Annotated in this window: 21 protein-coding genes; 11 read left to right on the top strand and 10 right to left on the bottom strand. The window is 63.8% G+C overall.

The features are described from left to right. Positions 1-2: 2 nt before the first annotated feature. The 7 genes from ehuD to NKH95_RS07225 all read left to right on the top strand — a co-directional run bounded on the left by ehuD (position 3) and on the right by NKH95_RS07225 (position 6,905). On the top strand, positions 3-662 hold the full coding sequence (gene ehuD / locus NKH95_RS07255) for an ectoine/hydroxyectoine ABC transporter permease subunit EhuD (protein WP_352440712.1): 660 nt from the start codon (positions 3-5) through the stop codon (positions 660-662). Positions 663-665: 3 nt separating this feature from the next. Further along, positions 666-1,442 carry an ectoine utilization protein EutA gene (eutA, locus tag NKH95_RS07250; protein ID WP_352440711.1) on the top strand — a complete coding sequence of 259 codons (777 nt, stop codon included), beginning with the start codon at positions 666-668 and terminating at the stop codon, positions 1,440-1,442. 186 nt (positions 1,443-1,628) lie between these two features. Beyond that, positions 1,629-2,621, top strand: a complete 993-nt coding sequence (gene eutB, locus NKH95_RS07245) for a hydroxyectoine utilization dehydratase EutB (RefSeq protein WP_352440710.1) — start codon at positions 1,629-1,631, stop codon at positions 2,619-2,621. A 232-nt stretch (positions 2,622-2,853) separates the two neighbouring features. Then, positions 2,854-3,846, top strand: a complete 993-nt coding sequence (gene eutC / locus NKH95_RS07240; RefSeq protein WP_352440709.1) for an ectoine utilization protein EutC — start codon at positions 2,854-2,856, stop codon at positions 3,844-3,846. A gap of 151 nt (positions 3,847-3,997) precedes the next feature. Next, on the top strand, positions 3,998-5,176 hold the full coding sequence (gene doeA, locus NKH95_RS07235; RefSeq protein WP_023809042.1) for an ectoine hydrolase DoeA: 1,179 nt from the start codon (positions 3,998-4,000) through the stop codon (positions 5,174-5,176). A gap of 5 nt (positions 5,177-5,181) precedes the next feature. Next, positions 5,182-6,180: a N(2)-acetyl-L-2,4-diaminobutanoate deacetylase DoeB gene (gene doeB, locus NKH95_RS07230; protein WP_023809041.1), complete on the top strand. Its 999-nt coding sequence runs from the start codon at positions 5,182-5,184 to the stop codon at positions 6,178-6,180. 470 nt (positions 6,181-6,650) lie between these two features. Beyond that, complete coding sequence (locus NKH95_RS07225; protein WP_023809040.1) at positions 6,651-6,905, top strand: DUF768 domain-containing protein; 255 nt, start codon at positions 6,651-6,653, stop codon at positions 6,903-6,905. Positions 6,906-6,958: 53 nt separating this feature from the next. Here the strand turns inward: NKH95_RS07225 and NKH95_RS07220 are convergent, their stop codons facing one another. The 3 genes from NKH95_RS07220 to NKH95_RS07210 form a co-directional block, all read right to left on the bottom strand. Then, positions 6,959-8,077 (bottom strand): DmpA family aminopeptidase, encoded by a 1,119-nt coding sequence (locus tag NKH95_RS07220; protein WP_352440708.1) that lies wholly within the window; start codon positions 8,075-8,077, stop codon positions 6,959-6,961. Positions 8,078-8,081: 4 nt separating this feature from the next. Next, entirely contained in the window at positions 8,082-9,713 is a 1,632-nt protein-coding gene (gene xseA, locus NKH95_RS07215) for an exodeoxyribonuclease VII large subunit (protein ID WP_352891260.1), read from the bottom strand. Positions 9,714-9,796: 83 nt separating this feature from the next. Continuing rightward, positions 9,797-10,753: a LysR substrate-binding domain-containing protein gene (locus NKH95_RS07210; protein WP_063170125.1), complete on the bottom strand. Its 957-nt coding sequence runs from the start codon at positions 10,751-10,753 to the stop codon at positions 9,797-9,799. A gap of 178 nt (positions 10,754-10,931) precedes the next feature. Here NKH95_RS07210 and NKH95_RS07205 point away from each other — a divergent pair, with 178 nt between their 5' ends. Beyond that, entirely contained in the window at positions 10,932-11,222 is a 291-nt protein-coding gene (locus tag NKH95_RS07205; RefSeq protein ID WP_127254768.1) for a DUF1127 domain-containing protein, read from the top strand. A gap of 157 nt (positions 11,223-11,379) precedes the next feature. Here the strand turns inward: NKH95_RS07205 and NKH95_RS07200 are convergent, their stop codons facing one another. The 4 genes from NKH95_RS07200 to NKH95_RS07185 form a co-directional block, all read right to left on the bottom strand. After that, positions 11,380-12,429 carry a DUF937 domain-containing protein gene (locus NKH95_RS07200; RefSeq protein WP_352891259.1) on the bottom strand — a complete coding sequence of 350 codons (1,050 nt, stop codon included), beginning with the start codon at positions 12,427-12,429 and terminating at the stop codon, positions 11,380-11,382. Between the two features lie 100 nt (positions 12,430-12,529). Then, positions 12,530-13,903: a glutamate--cysteine ligase gene (locus tag NKH95_RS07195; protein WP_127292773.1), complete on the bottom strand. Its 1,374-nt coding sequence runs from the start codon at positions 13,901-13,903 to the stop codon at positions 12,530-12,532. Positions 13,904-14,046: 143 nt separating this feature from the next. Continuing rightward, positions 14,047-14,781, bottom strand: a complete 735-nt coding sequence (locus NKH95_RS07190; RefSeq protein ID WP_352891257.1) for a 16S rRNA (uracil(1498)-N(3))-methyltransferase — start codon at positions 14,779-14,781, stop codon at positions 14,047-14,049. 31 nt (positions 14,782-14,812) lie between these two features. After that, positions 14,813-15,460, bottom strand: a complete 648-nt coding sequence (locus tag NKH95_RS07185) for a hypothetical protein (RefSeq protein WP_128302576.1) — start codon at positions 15,458-15,460, stop codon at positions 14,813-14,815. An 88-nt stretch (positions 15,461-15,548) separates the two neighbouring features. Between NKH95_RS07185 and NKH95_RS07180 the strand changes: the two genes are divergently transcribed. Then, positions 15,549-16,247, top strand: coding sequence for a type 1 glutamine amidotransferase (locus NKH95_RS07180; RefSeq protein ID WP_127292765.1), 699 nt, complete (start codon positions 15,549-15,551; stop codon positions 16,245-16,247). 292 nt (positions 16,248-16,539) lie between these two features. Beyond that, positions 16,540-16,671 (top strand): hypothetical protein, encoded by a 132-nt coding sequence (locus NKH95_RS07175; protein ID WP_013893872.1) that lies wholly within the window; start codon positions 16,540-16,542, stop codon positions 16,669-16,671. A gap of 39 nt (positions 16,672-16,710) precedes the next feature. Here the strand turns inward: NKH95_RS07175 and NKH95_RS07170 are convergent, their stop codons facing one another. The 3 genes from NKH95_RS07170 to NKH95_RS07160 are packed head-to-tail and all read right to left on the bottom strand — an operon-like array spanning position 16,711 to position 19,479. After that, positions 16,711-17,484 carry a metallophosphoesterase family protein gene (locus NKH95_RS07170; RefSeq protein WP_352440702.1) on the bottom strand — a complete coding sequence of 258 codons (774 nt, stop codon included), beginning with the start codon at positions 17,482-17,484 and terminating at the stop codon, positions 16,711-16,713. Positions 17,485-17,519: 35 nt separating this feature from the next. Then, on the bottom strand, positions 17,520-18,656 hold the full coding sequence (locus tag NKH95_RS07165; protein WP_127254774.1) for an alpha-hydroxy acid oxidase: 1,137 nt from the start codon (positions 18,654-18,656) through the stop codon (positions 17,520-17,522). A 19-nt stretch (positions 18,657-18,675) separates the two neighbouring features. Beyond that, the gene (locus NKH95_RS07160; RefSeq protein ID WP_352891255.1) at positions 18,676-19,479 is read right to left on the bottom strand and encodes a FadR/GntR family transcriptional regulator; all 804 of its coding nucleotides are present in this window, start codon (positions 19,477-19,479) and stop codon (positions 18,676-18,678) included. 203 nt (positions 19,480-19,682) lie between these two features. Between NKH95_RS07160 and NKH95_RS07155 the strand changes: the two genes are divergently transcribed. Next, the gene (locus NKH95_RS07155; RefSeq protein WP_352440700.1) at positions 19,683-21,005 is read left to right on the top strand and encodes a DUF3422 family protein; all 1,323 of its coding nucleotides are present in this window, start codon (positions 19,683-19,685) and stop codon (positions 21,003-21,005) included. The last annotated feature ends 246 nt before the right edge of the window (positions 21,006-21,251 follow it).

Genomic DNA, 21,251 nt, shown 5'->3' with positions numbered 1-21,251 from the left:
TGATGGAGTGGGATTGGAACTTCGTCTGGGAAATCATGCCGACGCTGATCCAGGGGGTGAAGATCACCATCCTGGCGACGCTGCTCGGCTCGGTGCTGGCGGCGATCGTCGGGCTTGGCATTGCGCTTGCGCGCCGCTCGCCCAACAAAGCGCTGTCGCGCACGGTCGGCTTCCTCGCAGAGTTCATCCGCGGCACGCCATTGCTGGTGCAGCTCTATTTCATTTTCTACGTGCTGCCCGACATCGGCATCCTGCTGCCGCCGCTGGTCGCCGGTGTCATCGGGCTCGGGCTGCACTACGGCACCTACACGGCGGAAGTTTATCGCGCCGGCATCGACAATGTGCCGCGCGGCCAGTGGGAAGCGGCCAAGGCGTGCAATCTGAGCGCCACGCAGACCTGGACCAACATCATCATTCCGCAGGCTATCCCGCCGATGATACCGGCGCTCGCCAATTACTTCATCGCCATGTTCAAGGAAACGCCGCTGCTGTCGGCAATCACCGTGCTGGAACTGATGAACCAGGCCAAAAGCGTCGCCAACACCTACTATCGCTATATCGAGCCGATCACCCTGGTCGGTGCTTTCTTCCTGGTCATCAGTCTGTTTTCGGTCGTGCTGCTGCGCTGGCTGGAACGCCGCTACGGCAAGATCGAGAGGTAGCCGATGAAACCCTTGCCCGAGATCAAGGTCTACCCGAAACGGTCGGCGCTGGATGCGCGCCCGCTGGAGCGGCGCGTCGGCCTGATTATCCTGGCCACCGACCATACCAGCGAACCGGATTTCCGCCGCATGGTGGCGGGCGAGCGGGTCGGCGTCTATGTCGCGCGCATTCCCTATGCCAACCCGACGACGCCTGAAAACCTGCGCAAGATGCAGCCGGCGCTGACGGCGGGCGCGGCCCTGATCCTGCCGGACGAGAAGCTCGATGCCATCTGCTATTCCTGCACTTCGGCCTCGGTGGTGATCGGCGATGCCGAGATCGAGGCGGCGATCCAGGTCGCAAAGCCCGGCGTGCCGGTGGTCACACCGCCGATGGCGGGCGTGCGCGGGCTGCGTGCTCTGGGCGCAAACAAGATCAGCATTCTCACTCCCTACACGGTCGAGACATCCAGGCCGATGGCCGCCTATTTCGCCGCGCGCGGCTTCGAGATCGTCAGCTTCACCTGCCTCGGCTTCGAGGACGACCGCGAGATGGCACGCATCGCACCGGCAACGCTTGTCGACCTGGCGCGTGAAGCGACCGACGCCAGCGCCGATGCGCTGTTCGTGTCGTGCACGGCGCTGCGTAGCGCCCTCGCGGTCACCGGCATGGAAAATTCTATTGGACGTCCCGTGGTGACCAGCAACCAGGCGACCGCCTGGAACTGCCTGAGATTGTGCGGGGATGAGGCGCCGCATCCTGAGTTCGGGCGGCTGATGACGTTGCCCTTGGTTCAGTAAGATTATGTCCAGTGTGAGCGAGCACCCCCCTCTGGCCTGCCGGCTATCTCCCCCTCAAGGGGGGAGATTGGCAGTTCATGCGTCACCGCTCTTCCTGCAACATCGACAATTGGCGAAGGTGTTGCAGCCGCTAATCTCCCCCCTTGAGGGGGAGATGGCCGGCAGGCCAGAGGGGGGCGTTTCGTGATGCCCGCCGTCATTCTCACCGACATCCGTACCGCCCGTGAGCGTATCGCTGGTAAAGTCGAGCGCACGCCAACCGTCTTGTCCCACAGCCTCTCGGAACAGTTCGGCGTCCCCGTTCACCTCAAGCTCGAGCATCGCCAGACCACCGGCAGCTTCAAGCTGCGTGGCGCCTCGAACGCCGTCGCCTCGTTGAACGCCGAACAGAAGGCGCGGGGCGTGGTCGCGGCCTCGACCGGCAATCACGGCCGCGCGCTGGCGCATGCGACGAAGCTTGAGGGCATGCGCGCCGTAATCTGCATGTCGCGCCTGGTGCCCGGCAACAAGCTCGACGAGATCCGCCGGCTTGGCGCGGAAGTCCGCATCGTCGGCGACAGCCAGGACGATGCCCAGCAGGAGGTCGATCGGCTGGTGGCGCAAGAGGGGCTGGTTATGCTGCCGCCCTTCGACCATCCCGACATTATCGCCGGGCAAGGCACGCTCGGGCTTGAGATGATCGAGCAGGTCCCGGATGCCGCCCTCGTTCTGGCCCAGATCTCCGGCGGTGGGCTCGCATCAGGGGTTGCTACAGCCATCAAAGGCGTCAGCCCCCGGACAAAAGTCGTCGGTGTCTCGATGGCGCGTGGCGCGGCGATGAAGGCCAGCCTCGATGCGGGCCAGCCGGTGCTGGTGGAAGAATTGCCGACGCTGGCGGATTCGCTCGGTGGTGGCATCGGCCTCGACAACCGGCTGACCTTCGCCATGTGCCGCGACCTGCTCGACGATGTCGTCCTGCTCAGCGAAGACGAGATCGCCGCCGGCATCCGCCACGCCTATGCGCAGGAGCGCGAGATCGTCGAGGGCGCCGGCGCGGTCGGCATCGCCGCACTGCTCGCCGGCAAGATTACGGCGAACGGGCCGGTGGTTGTGCTTCTTTCTGGCCGAAACATTGATATGGAGCTGCATCGGAAAATCGTCTGCGGTGACACTTCGATAAATGCGGGTCGCGCCGGATGAAACGTCTTTCACGCCGAGTTTCTTCACACCCCCCTCTGTCCTGCCGGACATCTCCCCCGCAAGGGGGGAGATCGGCAGCTTCGATGCTGCCGCTTTTCTTGCGGCGTCTGAGATTGGCGAAGGCAAAGATGAAGTCCAATCTCCCCCCTTGCGGGGGAGATGTCCGGCAGGACAGAGGGGGGTGTGACAGAACGCTGTCCTTTGCAGAGCTTGCCACTCCGGAGCGCGCCGCATGAGCCGGATGACCATCCTTACCGAGAAAGAGTTGCGGGCGATCGTGACACTCGATCTCGATGCCGTCGCCTGCATTGAAAACGCTTTCCGCGCGCTCGCTACCCTGCCGGTGGCGATGCCGCCGATCCTGCGGCTCGACATTCCCGAGTACCACGGCGAGGTCGACGTGAAGACAGCCTATGTGCCGGGCATTGACGGCTTCGCCATCAAGATCAGCCCCGGCTTCTTCGACAATCCGAAGCTCGGCCTGCCCAGCGTCAACGGCATGATGGTGCTGCTTTCGGCCAAGACCGGCCTAGTCGAGGCGCTGTTGCTCGACAATGGCTATCTCACCGACGTCCGCACGGCTGCCGCCGGCGCCGTCGCCGCCAAACATCTGTCGCGGCAGGACTCGTCCGTTGCCGCGATCTTCGGCGCCGGCGTCCAGGCCGGATTGCAATTGGAATCCCTCATGCTGGTGCGGCCGATTGCCGAGGCGCGCATCTGGGCGCGCGATGCGGCAAAGGCCGAGGCGACCGCCGGAGCCCTGCGCGAAAAGATCGGCATCGTCGTGCGCGCTGAATCCGACGCGGCAAACGCGGTCGCCGGCGCCGACATCATCGTCACCACCACGCCTTCGACCGAGCCGCTGATCAAGGCGGGATTCGTTTCCGCCGGCCAGCACATCACCGCGATGGGTTCCGACGCCGAGCATAAGAACGAGATCGCGCCGGCAATCCTGCGCATGGCCGATCTCTATGTCGCCGACAGTGCCCGCCAGACAAGGCGGTTGGGTGAGCTGCACCATGCCATCGCGGCGGGCGTGATGGCCGCCGAGGAAGAGGTGACCGAACTCGGCCAGATCATCGCCGGCGAAAAACATGGCCGGCGCTCGGCCAGCGACATCACCATCGCCGACCTCACCGGCACTGGCGTCCAGGACACGGCGATCGCCACGCTCGCTCGAGATCGCGCGAGGGTGGCCAACTCCGGAACGATTTTCGAAAGCTGATGCTGGCCAAAGCGTGATCCGGAAAAGTGGGAACAGGTTTTCTCGGACAAACAGTTTCCGTTTTGTCCAGAGATCACTCTCAAACAAGAACGACGAGTTGGATTCAAAGCTGATACCGGCCGCAAGGCCCAACAAACGAGGACCAAGAACAATGCAACCGAACCTGAAGTTCTCGCGCGGCGAATTTGCGGATCGTCTCGCCAAAACGCGCAAAGCCATGGAGGTGAAGGGCGTCGATCTTCTTGTTATCAGCGATCCTTCCAATATGGCCTGGTTGACCGGCTATGATGGCTGGTCGTTCTATGTGCACCAGGCGGTTATCGTGCCGCCTTCGGGCGAGCCGGTCTGGTACGGCCGCGGCCAGGACGCCAACGGCGCCAAGCGCACCGCCTATCTCGCGCACGACAACATCGTCGGCTATGCCGACCACTATGTGCAGTCGACCGAGCGCCACCCGATGGATTTTTTGGCGAGCGTGCTTGCGGATCGCGGCTGGGGCAAGCTGACAGTCGGCGTCGAAATGGACAATTACTGGTTCTCGGCGGCCGCCTTCGCGTCGCTGCAGAAGCATTTGCCCAATGCCCGCTTTGTCGATGCCACCGCGCTGGTCAACTGGCAGCGTGCGGTGAAGAGCCCGACCGAGATCGACTATATGCGCAAGGCGGCCCGCATCGTCGAAGCGATGCACCAGCGCATCTTCGACAAGATCGAGGTCGGCATGCGCAAATGCGATCTCGTTGCCGAAATCTATGATGCCGGCACGCGCGGCGTCGACGGTATCGGCGGTGATTATCCGGCGATCGTGCCGCTGCTGCCGTCGGGTGCCGATGCCTCGGCGCCGCATCTGACCTGGGATGACAGACCGATGAAGCGGGGCGAGGGCACCTTCTTCGAGATTGCCGGCTGCTACAATCGCTATCACTGCCCGCTGTCGCGCACCGTCTTCCTCGGCAAGCCGACGCAGGAATTCCTCGATGCCGAGAAGGCGACGCTGGAAGGCATGGAAGCGGGGCTGGCCGCGGCGAAACCCGGCAACGCCTGCGAGGACATTGCCAACGCCTTCTTCGGTGTCCTCAAGCGATACGGCATCATCAAGGACAACCGCACCGGCTATTCGATCGGACTGTCCTATCCGCCGGACTGGGGCGAGCGCACGATGAGCCTGCGTCCCGGCGACCGCACCGAACTCAAGCCCGGCATGACCTTCCATTTCATGACCGGCCTGTGGCTGGAAACGATGGGACTGGAAATCACCGAGTCCATCCTGATCACCGAAACCGGTGTAGAGTGCCTGGCCAATGTGCCGCGTAAGCTGGCGGTGAAGGATTGAGCCCGATGTCCAGCACCCGCCCGTCGCCGATCGCGCCGACCGTCGATTTCGACCGCGACGGCATCCAGCACGGTTTCCTGCGCTTGCCCTACAGCCGCGACGATTCCGCGTGGGGCTCGGTGATGATCCCGATCTGCGTCATCCGCAACGGCAACGGGCCGGCAGCGCTGCTGACCGGGGGCAACCATGGCGATGAGTATGAGGGACCGCTGGCCCTTTACGATCTCGCCCGCACGCTCGACCCGAAAGATGTCAGCGGCACGGTGATCATCGTGCCGGCAATGAACTATCCGGCCTTCCGTGCCGGCAAGCGCACCTCGCCGATCGACAAGGGCAACATGAACCGCAGCTTTCCCGGCCGGCCGGACGGAACGGTGACCGAAAAGATCGCCGACTATTTCCAGCGTGAGCTGCTCCCCCGCGCCGACATCGTGTTCGACTTCCATTCCGGCGGCAAGACGCTGGACTTCGTGCCGTTCTGCGCCGCGCACACCTTGCCCGACAAGGCGCTGGAACAGAAAGCCTTCGACGCGGTCGCAGCCTTCGCCGCCCCGTTCTCGATGCGCATGATCGAAATCGACGCCATCGGCATGTATGACACGGCAGCCGAGGAGATGGGCAAGGTCTTCGTCAGCACCGAGCTTGGCGGCGGCGGCACGTCGCGCGCGCAAACCGTGCGGATCGCGCGGCACGGCATTCTCAACGTGCTGCGCCACGCCGGCATTGTCGCCGGTGCGGTGGAGAAGACCTCAACCCAGTGGTTGGATATGCCATCGGGCGATTGTTTCTCCTTCGCCGAAGATGACGGCATGATCGAAACCATGGTCGATCTCGGTGAACCCGTCGAAAAGGGCGCGGTGCTGGCGCGCATCCATTCCACCGGCCGCACCGGCATCGCCCCGCAGGAGATCCAGGCAAAAATGTCGGGCATGCTGGCGGCGCGGCATTTCCCCGGGCTGGTCAAGGCCGGCGACTGCGCGGCGGTGGTGGCTGTGCCCGTCTGAGCGATTCCGCCGAGGCTTGCTCCACCCCGTTCGCGTCCATCGTCACTTGCTCTTGGTCCGTTGCGGAGCCTTCGGCGCGGCGGAAAGAAGCAGCATGGCGAGCGGAGTCGACATTGCAGGAGGATGTCACTATATAGCGGCGGCTTCGACCCGCGCGCTCGAGGGCCACACCTCGAAGCAACTGTGAATGTGTAGTATGTTGCGCCATCTATTGTGACGGAAATCGGCTCGGAAACCGGAAAAAAGCAAATAGAAACAGTGGCGCAGCGCTGGGCGTGACCTAGCCAACGGTACCGACTCCTCCAGAATCAGAAAATGCTCTTGACCCCTCGATTTCCTATGGCTCTGTGGACCTTGGACGGCATTGGCTTGCCGGCCGACCGCGACTCGGCTGGAATGGGGACATGCATCCTTTGCGGGATGTCGACGTTTATGATTACCAACCGGCTTTGCCGCCAGGGAACAGCAGTATGAGTGAACACGCCATCGAATTCTTGCGGGGATGGATCGGCGAAAAGGTCCATTGCCAGTCCTCCCAGGCAAGGATCGACAAGCAGGCCGAAACCCTGGCCAAGGAGTGCGCCGCCGAGGCGGCCGAGGTCGGCATCCCGCTGGAGGACATCCAGGAAGAAGTCGGCGATATCCAGGAACTTATCGCATCCCGGCTTGAGGAAGCCGCCGAGGCCGAGGAAAGCCAGCAGCCCCCCGGAAAAGCCGCGGAATGATCGCATAGCGGCGACGTTGTTCCAGCGCGGGCTTCTGGCCCGCGTTTTTGTCTTCAGCCAAACTTCTCCTTCAGCCACGCCTTCGGCAGCGCCGGCACGAAATTTCCGTCGCGTCCGGTCATATCGTCGTTGGCAACCACCGCGTTGAGGATTGCTTCCTCCACGGTCTGGATCACCGCATCGAAAAACGGATCGATATCGGTGTCCGGAATAAAATTGGCGCTGGCGATGCGGCCGGAGGGCGCCAGCGCTGCGCTCGCATTGGCGGTTGAGAAGGCGATAAAAATGTCGCCTGAGCTGTGATAGCCGAAGCCGCCGGTCATGGCGACGCCGAGCGGCACCCGGCGGGCCAGCCGCTTCATCTGATGCGGCAGGAACGGTGCGTCGGTGGCGACGACGGCAATGATCGAGCCCTTTTCAGCACGCGGTGTGCCTTCGCGGACCGCCGGCTCGACGAGTTCCGGCCCGACGCGCAGGCCGCGAATGGTGATATTGCGCCGTTTTCCAAAATTAGACTGCACGAAGGCGCCGACGGTGTAGGCACGGCCGTGCCATTCGACGATGCGCGATGCGGTGCCGGAGCCGGCCTTGAAGCCGAAAGTGATCATGCCGGTACCGCCGCCGACGCTGCCTTCCTCGATCGGTCCGCCGGCGGCGCCGTCGAGGGCCTGCGCAACATGCGCTGACGTCAAATGGTGACCGTTGATGTCGTTGAGGAAGCCGTCATAGGTCTCCGCCGCCACCGGCAGCCCCCAGCCGCTGTCGAGCGCTGCCGGCAGCACGCTTTGCATCCAGCGCAGCGTGCCGTCGCGTGAAACACCGCAGGAATGCGTGTTGGTGATGGTGATCGGGAAGTTGAAAGCCCCGGTTTCCTCGACGATGTGCGAGCCGGTCAGTTCGCCGTTTCCGTTCTGGCTGAAGATGCCGGCGAAGACCGGCGTGGCGAGGTCGGCGAGCGGCCTGGGCAGGATCGCGGTCACGCCGGTGCGCACTGGTCCCCCGCCGACGACAAGCGCGCCATCGCCCGAGATCAGCGTCGCATAGCCGACAGCCACGCCGGGCACGTCGGTGATCGCATTGAACGGTCCGGGCCGCCCGTCGAAGCCGATGCCGAAATTCCGCGCGCGCGGTTTGCCTGAGGGCGTTGTCAGATGATGCGGATTGTCGGTCATGGTGTCAGAACAGGGATCCCTGATTGCCAGGCTCTTTGGCCTTGGCCGCCGGCTTGGCCACGGCTTTCGGTTTTGCCGTGCCGCTGATCGCCACCGCATCGGCGGTGCCGTCGGCGAACTCGAGCGAAAGCGCCATTCCCGACGCCACATCGGCAGCCTGCTTGATCACCGCGCCATCCGCATCCCTCACCAGCGCAAAGCCGCGCGCCAGGACGGCCTTGTGCGACAGTGTTGCCATCAGCCTGTCGGCCTGGACGACGCGGCCGCGCAGGCGCTCCAGCCTGAGCACCACTGCTTGCGTGCCGCGTCTTGTCAAAGCTGTCAGCAAATCCCTCTGCACGCGTTGCCGCCGTGCCGTCGGCTCGATCGTGATGCGGCCTTGCAGCATGGTCAATTGCTGCTTGTGCCGCTGCAGCGATGCCCTGGCACATTTTGGCAATTGATCCGCCGCTCGGTTAAGCTCCGCACGCCGGGCTCTTGCCAACGTTCGCAATGCCCCTTGTGCTCGCAAAAGATTGCGTTCGTTGGTGCGCCGCGCCTCGGCAATGCGCTGCGACAGCATTGCCGGTGTCAGCTTTACGGCAAAAAACCTTGCACGCTTACGTTCGGTGGAGACCAACAGGCCCCGGCCGAGCCTGGATGTCGCCTCATCGAGGCGTCGGCGCGGCAGCGCCAGCAATTGGTCGGGCGAAGGCAGTGCGCGGGCCGCCGCACGAGCAGCCTGCCGTTTGCGCTCGAAATTGCGCAGGACCGCCGCTTTCAGCCGCGCACCGAGGCTGGCAAGCGTTGCTTCAAGGTCCGCCTTCACCGGCACAGCGATTTCGGCCGCACCCGTCGGCGTCGGCGCCCGCACATCGGCAACGAGGTCGATCAGCGTCCAGTCGGTCTCGTGGCCGACAGCCGAGATCACCGGAATGCCGGAAGCGGCAACCGCGCGGGCGAGCGCCTCGTCGTTGAAGCCCCAGAGGTCTTCGAGGCTGCCGCCGCCACGCGCCACGATCAACAGATCGGGACGCTGGATGGCGCCATCCCATGCCAGCGCGTTGAAGCCGTTGACCGCAGCAGTCACTTCCGCGCCTGACATCTCGCCCTGAACACGCACCGGCCAGACCAGGATGTGCAGCGGAAAGCGGTCCTTGATGCGGTGGATGATGTCTCGGATGACGGATCCTGTCGGCGAGGTGACGACGCCGATGATGCGCGGCATGAATGGCAGCAACCGCTTGCGGCCGGCATCGAACAGCCCCTCGGCCTGTAGCCGCCGCTTGCGCTCCTCCAGCAGCGCCATCAGCGCGCCGGCGCCGGCAGGCTCCAGATTGTCGATGACGATCTGGTAGTTGGACTTGCCGGGATAGGTGGTGAGCTTACCGGTGGCGATCACCTCCATGCCCTCTTCGGGACGGAATTTCAGCCGGCTCATCGTGCCTTTCCACACCACGGCGTCGAGCCGGGCGCGGTCGTCCTTCAGCGCGAAATAGGCATGACCTGAGGAATGCGGCCCGCGATAGCCTGATATTTCGCCACGCACCCGCACATTGCCGAAAACGTCCTCGACCGTGCGCTTCAGCGCGCCGGAAATCTCGCTCACCGTATATTCGGCGGCGTTGGTGCGTGATTCGGATGCTGCGTCGCTCATCGGCCGATTGGGGAACGGTTGGGCGCCCGCGTCAAGGCGGTTGCGTCGGGCCAGCCGTTCATAACCTGCATACCTGAGCCTGCCTACCAGCCGGGCAGGATCTGGTTCGGCTTGGTTCGCCGCAGCTTGGTGAAGGCCAGTGCCGCGAAATCGAATGTCCCGGGGTCTTCGCCGACCGGCACGGAGATATTGTCCAGGCTTTCCGAAATATGGCGGGCGAGCGCATCGACGATCTCCGGCCGCGACGTCTGACCGCGCATGATGCCGATGCGGCAATCGGGCAGGGCGCCGAAGCCGTCGGCTTCGCCCAGCACCCGCATGCCGGGCCGCAGCGCGCATTCCGGCAGCACCGAGATCGCCAGGCCGGAAAGCACCGCGGCGGTGATGACGGTGGCCGAGAAGCTGGTGAACAGGATGCGATAGTCGCGGTTCTGCTGGTCGAGCACATCGACGGCGGCGCGCCGCCAGATGCAGTTCGGCCGGCCAAAGGCCATCGGCAGCGTTTCCTGCTCATGCGTCGCATGGTTGGCCGAGGTGACCCACAGCAGCGGTTCGCGCCGCACCACCTCCGACTGGCCACGTACGTCGTTGTGAGTCACCAGCGCGAGGTCGAGATTGCCGCGCTTGATATGCTCGACCAGCCCCGGCGTCGGCTCGCAGATGACGGTCAGTTCGACGCGCGGATTGGAGCGCGTGAAGCGTGCCATGATTTCGGGCAGGAAACGATCGGCATAGTCGTCGGGCGTGCCGATGCGGATCGTGCCTTCGAGCCGCCGGTCATCGAAGGCAGCCAGCGTCTCGCGGTTGAGATAGAGCAGCCGCCGCGCATAGGAGAGCAGCTTGTCGCCTTCCTCGGTCAGCCTGTTGGTGCGCCCGTCCTTTTCGAACAGCGGCTTGCCGAGCCGCTCCTCCAGACGGCGCATCTGCATCGAAACCGCCGACTGGGTCCGGTGCACCTCTTCGGCCGCCCTGGTGAAGCTGCCGGTATCGGCAATCGAGATGAAGGTCTGCAATTGATCGAGATCGAGCGGCGATTTCATCGACATGATCCATCACTAGTGTTGATGGTAAAGATTAGAAACATTCGTTGGATTAATCAATCACTCGATGGCAAATTGGCATTGTCCACATGAAGGCATGTGAATCGAAGCCGGAACGGCCGCTGTCGCCAGCGCCGATTGCAAGGCTTTGCCCGTTCGAGTCTGAAGGAGACCGACAATGACCACGTTCGATTTCGCCACCGAGACCTCGCGCATCACCTCGCGTCCGGCCGTTGCGACTCGCGTGGCCAACACTGTCTCCAACATCTATCGCGCCTGGAAAAACCGCCGCGCCTTTTATCGCCTTGGCGAGATGTCGGACGCCGAACTCGCCGATATCGGCCTGACGCGCGCCGATCTGCACGTCGCCATCGACGTGCCGTTTGGCCGCGACCCGACGGCGATGCTGCGCGAAATCGCCAGCGATCGCGTCGAAACGATCGAGGACATCGCCCGCAAGGTGGCCTGATCTGTTGCTTGTTGTTTAGGTCGTGAACCTTTTCGGGGTTCGATGCGACTGACGAGTATGCAGGCTCCCACTCCCTGCCGGATCCCCCCGGCCCGCCTGCATTCTGCCCGGTCCTCCCAGGACCGGGCTTTTCTCTTTCTACCTCAGCGAAGACCGCCTACCGCCGATCCATATCCCGCTTGAACTGGTCGAAGATCGTCTCCACGCCCTTCTGGTAATCGTCACGCTGCTGGGCGCCGGTCTCGAACATCTTGCCGAACAGGTCGTCGAACGGATTCGTTGGCCTGCCGCTCGGATTGGCCTGTGGCTGCGGTGCCTGACGCTGCTGTGGGGGCGCTTGAGGCTGTTGCGGCGCCGGCTGTCCGCCGGGGATGCCGCCTAAGCCACCGCCACCTTGCCGCAGCATCTCCTCGAAGATTTTCCCTAGCGGATTGTCTCCGTAGGGGCTCTGTGTCTGCTGAGGCTGCGGCTGCGTCCGCCCTTGCGGCTGCGGCTGAGGCGCGCCACCGCCGAACATGTCCTGCAGCACCTTGCCGAGTGCATTGTCGCCGTAGGGATTGGGCTGCGGCTGCGGCTGGCTTTGCGGCTGTGGCTGAGGCGCACCGCCGCCGAACATGTCCTGCAACACCTTGCCGAGCGGGTTGTCCATCGGGTCCTGGGGCGGCGGCGCCTGGCGCGGCTGCGGCGCCGGGGCCTGCATGCCGCCGCCTTGCCGCATCATCTGCTCGATGATCTCGCCGAGCGGATTGTTGCCGCCGCCGCCAAAACCGCCGGCGGCCTGCATCTGGTTTGTCGTCTGTTTGAACAGCCCGCCCATGACCATCGAGGCGATCGCCGGCAGCATCTGCTGCAGGATCTGCTGATTGACGCCGCTGGCTTGCGCCGCCTGGCTGGCCACGGCGCGAGACAGGTCTTTCGAGCCGAACAGGTGCCCGAGAATGCCGTTGCCCTCATCCACGCCTTGCGGCGAGAAGGCCCGGGTTGCGTCCTCGAAATACTTGGCGTGCTGGCCGCTGGCCATCGCCGTCATGAAGGCGCCGAGCCCGTAAGGGTCGGCGGTGTTGCGCTGCAGCCCTTGCGAAAAGGCCGGCAGCAACGCGGCGACCGCCGCTTGCGTCTGCTGCATAGAGAGCCCGTATTGCTGGGCAAGGGCCTGCATGCCGTTGCCGTTCTGGGCCTGCGTCAGCATGTCGAACAAGGAAGGCATTGGTCTCTCCTCCGGAAATCCTCGCCGAAGAAGCCTAGTTTGTTTCCACTTCCGATTGAAGCGACTTTTGCCGGCCGGTCAGCTTTCCCAGATCCGAGGGTTAATAGGCGTATTCCATGAAAACCGGCTCGATCGAGCCGCCCCAGCGCGTGTGATAGGCCGACAGCATCTCCTCGGCGCTGGTGGTGCCGCGCGCCACGACTTCGTCCAACGTGTTGAGGAAGGAGGTCTCGTCGTAGCCGTCGCGGTTCTTCTTGCCACGGTTCTTCAGGCCCATGCGGGAAATGACCATCACGTCACGCGCGATCTCGCGCAGCGTGGTGTTGCGGAATGGTGCGGAAATGCCTTGTTCCGGCACGGCGTTGCGCATCGCCAGCGTTTCTTCATACGTCCAGCTCGAGGTCAGCGCCTCGGCGGCATCGAGTGCGGCCTCATCATAAAGCAATCCGACCCAGAAGGCCGGCAGCGCGCAGATGCGCCGCCATGGCCCGCCATCGGCGCCGCGCATCTCGAGGAAGCGCTTCAGCCGCACGTCCGGGAACAGCGTTGACAGATGGTTCGCCCAGTCGCCCATTGTCGGCAGCCCGTCCGGCACTTCATTGCGCGCGGCCCCGGCCATGAACTGGCGGAAGGTGATGTGGGTCATGTCGTGATAGCGGTCGTCGCGGATGACGAAATACATCGGCACGTCGAGCGCCCATTCGACATAGTCGGCAAAGCCGAAATCGGGCGAGAAGCAGAATTCGAGCAGGCCCGAGCGCTGGTTGTCGGTGTCGCGCCAGATGTCGCCGCGCCAGCTCTGCAAGCCGTTCGGGTGGCTTTCGGTGAAAGGCGAATTGGCGAACAATGCCGTCGACAGCGGCTGCAGCTTCAACGACACCTGCATCTTGCGGCGCATGTCGGCCTCGCTCTCGAAGTCGAGATTCACCTGGATCGTGCAGGTGCGGTACATCATGTCGAGGCCCTTGGTGCCCACCTTGGGCATGTAGCGCGTCATGATCTCGTAGCGCGATTTCGGCATTTTCGGCGTCTCGGCCAGCGACCATTTCGGGCTGCCGCCGAGGCCGAGGAAGCGGATGCCCATCGGCTCGGCGATCTCGCGCACCTGCGCCAGATGGGCGTTGCCCTCGCGGCAGGTCTGGTGGATCGTCTCCAGCGGTGCGCCGGAGAGCTCGAACTGGCCGCCGGGCTCCAGCGAAATCGCTCCCTGGCCGGTCGGTTCGACCAGGCCGATGATGCGGCCGTCATCGACGATCGGGTCCCAGCCGAGCTTTGACTGCATGCCTTCGAGGATGGCGCGGATGCCGCGCTCGCCGCCATAGGGGACCGGTGCATTGCCGTCGACATAGAAGGGGAATTTCTCGTGCTCGGTGCCGATGCGCCACTTGTCGCGCGGCTTGTTGCCTTCGGCCAGATGCTCGACGAGTTCGTCGATGCCTTCGATGGGCCGGAAATCGGTTGTGTCGCGCGCCATGATCAAGCCCTCAGAGGCGGTTGGAGAACCGCCGGCGCTAAATGGACGAAATGTCAGTAGCCGATCAAGCGAAAAATCCTGAGCCACAGGTCAACAGGAATTGAACCTTACCGCGCTCACCGTCCCTTGCAAGAGATGACGTTTCACCAGTCTCCGACTGTCGCCTGCATCACCGCGAGCGCGGCCACCGCCGCCGTGTCGGCGCGCAGGATACGCGGGCCGAGCGGAATGGCGGTGACGAAGGGCAGGGCGCGCAGCATCTTGCGCTCGTCGTCGGTAAAGCCACCCTCCGGCCCGACCAGCAGCCCAAGCTTCTTTTCCTTGACCGCCTGCAGCGCGGCCAGCGGATTGTTGGTCGAAGCATCCTCATCGCAGAAGATCAGCCGTCGCCCTGTGTCCCAGCCGATCAGCAGGCGGTCGAATTTTTCGGCTTCGTGCACCTGAGGTACCGCCAAGATGCCGCATTGTTCGGCGGCTTCGACGACATTGGCGCGCAGACGATCGATCGACGGCTTGGCCACTTGCGTGTGCTGGGTGATGACCGGCTGCAGGACGCCGGCGCCCATCTCGACCGCCTTCTGCACGAGATAGTCGAGCCGACCCTGCTTCAGTGGCGCAAAGCAGTAGATGAGATCAGGCAGCGGCGGCTGCGGCCGCTGCAGCGCTGACACCTTCAGTCGCACCGACCTTTTCGTCTTCGCCGCGATGGCCGCCGACCACTCGCCGTCGCGGCCATTGAACACCAGGATTTCGGCGCCTTCGCCAAGCCGCAGCACATGCAGGAGATAGTGGCTCTGCTGTTGGCCGGCGTCGAACTCGATGCCCGGCGCGAGATCGTCGGGCACGAACAGACGTTGCATCTTGTAATTGGCGCGCATCGCCGAGGAATGAGCGAGCCGGCTGCCGGCGTCAAGCCTCGGCGGTCGGATGCCACACCGGCCGAAAGCCATACCCCAGCACGGCGAGCGTTGTGGCCGGCGTCAGCAGCGAGAGTGTCTTGCCGTTGAGCAGGCCGAAATCGCCGGGATGCCCATACCCGGCAAACGACCAGCGCAGCGTTTTGCCCCGACGCAAAGCATAAACCGTGGCGCCATCCGCGACCATGGCGCCGTCCGGCAGGCCGGCAAGGTCTTCAACCGCAACCACTGGCGGCCTGCCGCCCGAGGCCAGCCGCTCCTTGTGCAGCGGCCTGTCGACCATCGGCGCGCGCGGCTCGGCGATGCCGAAAGCTTCGCCGAAGCGGCTGACGAAATCCCTGGCCCGTTCGCGCTGGCAAAAGAAGCAGGGGCGATGCCCGGCAGCCAGTGCCGTCACCTCGTCGAGGAAGAACAGCTCGGTCCAGCCCGCTTTGCCGCCCTTCCTGTTGCGGCCCATCGGTTCGCGCCGCACATCGCGGAATTGGCAGACGCAGATGATCCAGGCCTGAAGCGCCCAGCGCTTTTTCTTGAGCGTCTTCGTCTCGGGATCGTGGAGGATGCCGCGATTGCCGGTGAACAGGCCGCGATCAGGCACGGCGTGGATGGTACCGAACGGATCGACCCGGTTCTGCAGTGGCATAGTTTTCTCTCCGGACACGCATCTTGGCTGCAATGCGAGCGGCATGATATCGCTCGTCGCATCTTTTTCATGTCAGCAGGGTTTTGTGATGCGGGTGCTGGTGGTCCAGAACTACGACAATACCGGCCTCGGCCAGGTCGGCGCAGCACTTGCGGAAGCGGGTGCCGATCTCGACCTGCGTCTCCCTTACAGGGGCGATCCCCTGCCGGACGACGCGGCCGGTCATGATGCCATGGTGGTGCTCGGCGGTGGCCAGAATGCGCTGGCCGACGATGAGTACCCCTATTTCCCGGCGCTGCTCGAACTGACCCGCGATTTTGCCGACAAGGATCGCGCCGTGCTCGGCATCTGCCTCGGCAGCCAGCTCGTCGCCCGTGCCTTCGGCGGCGAAAACCGCATCGGCGGCGCCAATGAGTTCGGTTGGCGCGGCGTATCGCTGACGGCGGACGCCAAGGCCGATCCGGTGCTGGGGGCGCTGCCGGAGAAATTCCCGATCTTCCAGTGGCATGACGACACCTTCGTGCTGCCCGAGGCCGCCGTGCGGCTCGCCGGCAACGATGTCGCCGAGAACCAGGCGTTTCGCGTCGGACGCGCCGTCTACGGTTTCCAGTTTCACTTCGAGGCCGACCGGCCGATGGTCAAGGACTGGAGCACGTCCTTTGCCCCGACCATCGCCGCGCGCCATCCCGACTGGGCCGGCAAGCTCGATGGCGAAATGGCCCGCAACGGACCCGATGCGGATGCCGCTGGCCTCGCCATTGCCCGTGCCTGGGTAGCAACCATCTGAGCGTTGGTCTCTCCGTACCCTCCAGCGTGACATAATTGGCACGCGGCGGTGAAACCGCCTGGGGAAAACCGTTTCATTCTTGGCTTATGTCCGCCCGCCATCCTAGAAGGCGCGCGCTCTGCATCTTCTGTGCAACGGCCATGAACCTTTTGTGTGACCCGCGCGACACACCGTTGATACAGAACATGCCTAGAAGCGCAAAATCGTCGAAACTTTGAAGCGAATTCTCCGTTTCAACGCATTGGTAACCGCCTGGTGCACAGATGCAGAAAGCTCAACAGAGATGACCTCCGTGAAAGCAGCGCTTCTGTCCTTTGCCATGTTGTCCGCCATCGTGCTGTGCGGTCTCGGCATCTATGCTGCCGACGCAGCCAACAACCACAATGCCGTAGACGGTTACGGCGTCACCGCCTCGCTGCGCTAAAGGCGGGAAGCGCCTTTCGCGTCCTCCGACGCGCGACGCTCAAGCTTCCTTGATCGTCATTGTCAGGATGCGTTTATCCGCGCCGTCGACGACGAGCGCGCTCAGCATGCCTGATTGCCAGGCAAGCGTGTCGACATTGACGCGGTTGGCCATCACTTCCGCCTCCGGCACCGGGGTGTGGCCGTGCACCACGATCTTCGGATAGAGGTCGGTGTGGTTGTGGAAGACGTCGCGGATCCAGATCAGGTCCTGTGGGTTTTGCTTCTCCAGAGGATTACCCGGCCTGATGCCGGCATGACAGAAGAAGAAGTCCCCGAAAATCGCGGAGAACGGCAGCGATCGCAGGAAGTCGATGTGGCTTTGCGGTACGGCCTCGACCAGGGCCTGATGTCCTTTGCGCACGGCCGATTCGGCTTTGCCGAACCACACGCTTGTGCCTTCACTGATCGCCACGCCGTAGGACTGTGCCGTCTGGATGCCGCCGAACCGGATGAAAAGCCCTTCCGGGTCAGGGGTCTTGAGAAAGTCGAGAAAACCGATGTCGTGGTTGCCGGCCAGCATCAGGTGACGAGGGTCGCGCTCTTGCGCTTCGATCAGGAAATCGATGACGCCCTTCGAGTCCGGCCCGCGGTCGACATAGTCGCCAAGATGGATGATGCGCCAGTCGGCAGGCGCCTCCTGCTCGATCTCGGCCCTGATGCGCAGATGCATGGCGGCCAGCAGGTCGAGCCGGCCGTGGACGTCGCCGATCGCGTAAAGACGCACACCTTCCGGCCCATGCGCGTCGAGAAAATGGATGCCGGGTTCTGCCAATTTTTCGGTGTCTCCGTGGTCACGCGGTCACGGGCTTAGCGCCGGAGCTGGTCCTTGCCCATGTCGGTGACAAGACGCTTTCCGCACAGCGCCAGCGTGATGTCCATCTCCTTGCGGATGATTTCCAACGCCTTGGTAACCCCTTCCTTGCCAAGCGCACCCAGGCCGTAAAGAAATGGCCGGCCGATATAGGTTCCCTTGGCACCGAGGCAAAGCGCCTTCAGCACATCCTGGCCGGAGCGGATGCCGCCATCCATATGCACTTCGATCGTGTCGCCGACCGCGTCGGCAATCTCTTCCAGCACGCCGATCGACGACGACGCACCATCGAGCTGGCGCCCGCCATGGTTGGAAACGATGATCGCGTCGGCGCCGGTCTTGGCCGCCATCAGCGCGTCCTCCTTGTCGAGAATGCCCTTGAGAATCAGCTTGCCGCCCCAGCGCTCCTTGATCCAGGCGACGTCCTTCCACGACAGATGCGGGTCGAACTGCTCCGTCGTCCACGATGCCAGCGAGGCCATGTTGCCGACGCCCTTGGCGTGGCCGACAATGTTGCGGAAGGTTCGCCGCTTCGTGCCGGCCATGGCGGCGCACCAGTGCGGGCGGATGGCCATGTCGACGATGTTCGTCAGCGTCAGCTTGGGTGGCGCCGAAAGCCCGTTGCGGATGTCCTTGTGGCGCTGACCGAGAATCTGCAGGTCGAGCGTCAGCACGAGCGCCGAGCATTTCGCCGCCTTTGCCCTGTCGATCAGGTTGAGCACGAAATCCTTGTCACGCAGCACATAGAGCTGAAACCAGAACGGCTTCGTGGTTACCGAGGCGACATCCTCGATCGAGCAGATGCTCATCGTCGACAAGGTAAACGGCACGCCGAATTCCTCCGCAGCCTGAGCCGCCAGCATCTCGCCATTGGCGTGCTGCATGCCGGTCATGCCGGTTGGCGCCAATGCCACCGGCATCGACACTTTTTCGCCGATCATCGTCGATGCCAGCGAACGGTTGTCCATGTCGACGAGCACGCGCTGGCGGAACTTGATCTTCTGGAAGTCCTCTTCGTTGGCCCGATACGTGCCTTCGGTCCACGAACCGGAATCGGCATAGTCGAAGAACATCTTCGGCACGCGCCGGCGGGCGAGGTCCTTGAGGTCGGCGATGGTCAGGATCTGGCTCATGGGCTTCCCGTCTCGATAGCTAGGAGCGTTTGCGTGCTGGTTCTGTATCGGTGGCGTCGACGCGCTGTTTCAACCTCAGCCGCGAGACGCGCTGCCAGTCGCCGCTGCGCTCGGCCTCCGCCATCGACCGTTCGACATAGGTGATGTGGTCCATCGCCGCTTGCCGGGCAGCATCCCGATCGCCGGCCTTCACCGCCGCATGGATCGCGCGGTGCTGCGCGAGCAGGGCGTCGCGCGCGCCGGGCACGCTGAACACCAGCAGCCGGTTCTGGAACACGCCCTCCGACAACAGCCGGTAACAGGAGCGCAGCGTGTGCAAAAGGATGATGTTGTGCGCGCATTCGCAGATCGCGTGGTGGAACTCGACATCGATCTCGGCTTCGTCGTCGAAGTCGCCGGTCCGGTGCGCATCGTCCATGCGTGCCATGATCTTGTCGAGCAGCGCCATGTCGTCCGCAGTGGCGCGCCGTGCCGCGTATTCAGCCGCGACCCCTTCGATCTCGCGGCGGTATTCCAGATAATCGGTCACTGCCTTGCGGTGCATCGAGATCAGGTCCGTCACCGGCTTGGTGAAAAGCTGGCCGATGACATCGGCGACATGCGTGCCGCCGCCGGGCCTTGTCGTCAAAAGGCCGCGTCCTTCCAGTGCCTTCAGGGCGTCACGCAGGATCGGCCGGGATACGTCGAACTGGCGTGCAAGCTCGCGCTCGCCCGGCAGCCGGTCGCCGGTGCGCAGCACGCCTTCGAGGATGAGGCTCTCGATCTGCTGCACCACCTCGTCGGCGGTGCGCGAATGCTCGATCCTGGAAAAAATGTCGCTCAACAGAATGCCTGGAAGGTGAACCGGTGTCGCAGAATAGAGCCTGCCTCGCCAACTGGTCAAATTATTTATCCAATTGACAAAAGCGTGCCGATTTTTCGCCCTGATGCCATCATCTTCGGCTAACTTTGCTGTTTGCGTCATAAGGCCATTGGCACTAGAGGGACGCACGTGCAAGAGGGTTCAAGGAACCCAGGGAACAAGCCGTGTCAGACGACCCGTCCGATCTCGAATTCCAGCCGCGCGCCAAGGGCAGCGTCATGGGCTTTCCCGCGCATGAGGGGCGGCCCGGCGCACTCGGCGAGGTTCATGCCCGGCCGCATCCGCTGATCGAAAAGCCACGCGTCCTGATGCAACTCGCCTTCATGACGGAGGGTGGCTCCGGCGTCGACCACGCGGTGCTTTCCGAACTGTCGCGGCGCCTCGGCATCGCCGCGCCCGACCGCCAGGCCCGCCACCATGCCATGAAATGGGGCAAGGGCTCGCTGCGCTGGGAGCGGCACACCGAATTCTCGACCTATTTGTGGGAAGGGCCGCTTTCCGAAAGCGGCAGGACGCAGGAGGACTCACCCTTCGGCAACGGGTTTTCGCCGCCGGGAACCTGCATCTCCGGCATCAGGCTCGAAATCCGCAAATGGACGCAAGCGAGCGAGCAACTGATAGCCGGTTTCGACCCGACCAGTCTGTGCTACTCGCTGGTCGAGCGCGGAAACGCCGCCATCGTCACCGATTTTCGCCAGGATGGCGATGGCCTGACCCGCATGCTGCTGCTCGATCGCGGTTTGACCCCGGCGCGCACCGGCGCGTTGTCGCAGCGGCTTATCGACATCGAAACCTATCGGACGCTGGCCATGCTCGGCCTGCCGCTGGCGTTGACCTTGTCCGGCCGCGCCCGCCGCATCGAAGACCGGCTGGCGCAGACCACGCTGGAGATGAAGGTCGCCGGGACACGCGACAGCCAGACCTTGCTGGCCGATCTGACCGAACTTGCGGCGGAGCTGGAGGCGGACGCGGCATCGAGCCTTTACCGCTTCGGCGCCAGCCGCGCTTATGACGGCATCGTCGGCGAACGGCTGGAGGCGCTCGAGGAAGAGGCTGTGCCCGGTTATGACACATGGCGCGGGTTCCTGCAGCGCCGTGTGGCACCCGCAATGCGCACCTGCCGCTCGGTCGAGGAGCGGCAGGAAAATCTGTCGCGAAAACTGACCCGCGCCACGACGCTGCTGCGCACCTGGGTCGATGTCGAGGTCGAGAAGCAGAACCGCGACCTGCTTGCCTCGATGAACAACCGCGCCCGCCTGCAACTGCGCCTGCAGCAGACCGTCGAGGGGCTCTCGGTCGCCGCCGTCTCCTATTATGTGGTCGGCCTTGTCGGCTATGTCGCCAAGGGCGCCTCGATCTTCGGCCATGCCTTCGCGCCGGAGATCGTTACCGCTGCTTCGGTGCCTGTCGCCATCCTGCTGGTCTGGTGGGGCGTACGCCGTGTGCGCCGGATGCATTCCGAGCCCGGCAAGCCGCCCGGCGAATAGATCTGCTCACCCTTGTGGGGAGGGTCGGCTCATGATCGCAGCGAAGCGAAGATCGTGAGACGGGGTGGTGGTCCTCGTAGAGCGCCGCGCGGACCCCCACCCCGCTCGCTTCGTTCGCGACCCTCCCCACAAGGGGAGGGTGAGAGAGCGGCAGATTGCCGCTGAGGAAGCTTGCCTCAGCCTTGAAGCGGATTCCCCGCCGCCACAGGATTTGCACCCAACGCGCTTCACTGGTAAAAGATTTTG

The organism is Mesorhizobium sp. M0848, from assembly GCF_040319805.1.
Classification (GTDB): Bacteria; Pseudomonadota; Alphaproteobacteria; order Rhizobiales; family Rhizobiaceae; genus Mesorhizobium.
The sequence above is the reverse complement of the archived record's forward strand: the minus strand, read 5'-3'. Positions and strand labels throughout refer to the sequence as shown.

Coding starts and splice junctions, on each gene's coding strand:
- ehuD (WP_352440712.1), top strand. CDS start 3: ATGGAGTGGGATTGGAACTTCGTCTGGGAAATCATGCCGACGCTGATC.
- eutA (WP_352440711.1), top strand. CDS start 666: ATGAAACCCTTGCCCGAGATCAAGGTCTACCCGAAACGGTCGGCGCTG.
- eutB (WP_352440710.1), top strand. CDS start 1,629: ATGCCCGCCGTCATTCTCACCGACATCCGTACCGCCCGTGAGCGTATC.
- eutC (WP_352440709.1), top strand. CDS start 2,854: ATGAGCCGGATGACCATCCTTACCGAGAAAGAGTTGCGGGCGATCGTG.
- doeA (WP_023809042.1), top strand. CDS start 3,998: ATGCAACCGAACCTGAAGTTCTCGCGCGGCGAATTTGCGGATCGTCTC.
- doeB (WP_023809041.1), top strand. CDS start 5,182: ATGTCCAGCACCCGCCCGTCGCCGATCGCGCCGACCGTCGATTTCGAC.
- NKH95_RS07225 (WP_023809040.1), top strand. CDS start 6,651: ATGAGTGAACACGCCATCGAATTCTTGCGGGGATGGATCGGCGAAAAG.
- NKH95_RS07220 (WP_352440708.1), bottom strand. CDS start 8,077: ATGACCGACAATCCGCATCATCTGACAACGCCCTCAGGCAAACCGCGC.
- xseA (WP_352891260.1), bottom strand. CDS start 9,713: ATGAGCGACGCAGCATCCGAATCACGCACCAACGCCGCCGAATATACG.
- NKH95_RS07210 (WP_063170125.1), bottom strand. CDS start 10,753: ATGAAATCGCCGCTCGATCTCGATCAATTGCAGACCTTCATCTCGATT.
- NKH95_RS07205 (WP_127254768.1), top strand. CDS start 10,932: ATGACCACGTTCGATTTCGCCACCGAGACCTCGCGCATCACCTCGCGT.
- NKH95_RS07200 (WP_352891259.1), bottom strand. CDS start 12,429: ATGCCTTCCTTGTTCGACATGCTGACGCAGGCCCAGAACGGCAACGGC.
- NKH95_RS07195 (WP_127292773.1), bottom strand. CDS start 13,903: ATGGCGCGCGACACAACCGATTTCCGGCCCATCGAAGGCATCGACGAA.
- NKH95_RS07190 (WP_352891257.1), bottom strand. CDS start 14,781: ATGCGCGCCAATTACAAGATGCAACGTCTGTTCGTGCCCGACGATCTC.
- NKH95_RS07185 (WP_128302576.1), bottom strand. CDS start 15,460: ATGCCACTGCAGAACCGGGTCGATCCGTTCGGTACCATCCACGCCGTG.
- NKH95_RS07180 (WP_127292765.1), top strand. CDS start 15,549: ATGCGGGTGCTGGTGGTCCAGAACTACGACAATACCGGCCTCGGCCAG.
- NKH95_RS07165 (WP_127254774.1), bottom strand. CDS start 18,656: ATGAGCCAGATCCTGACCATCGCCGACCTCAAGGACCTCGCCCGCCGG.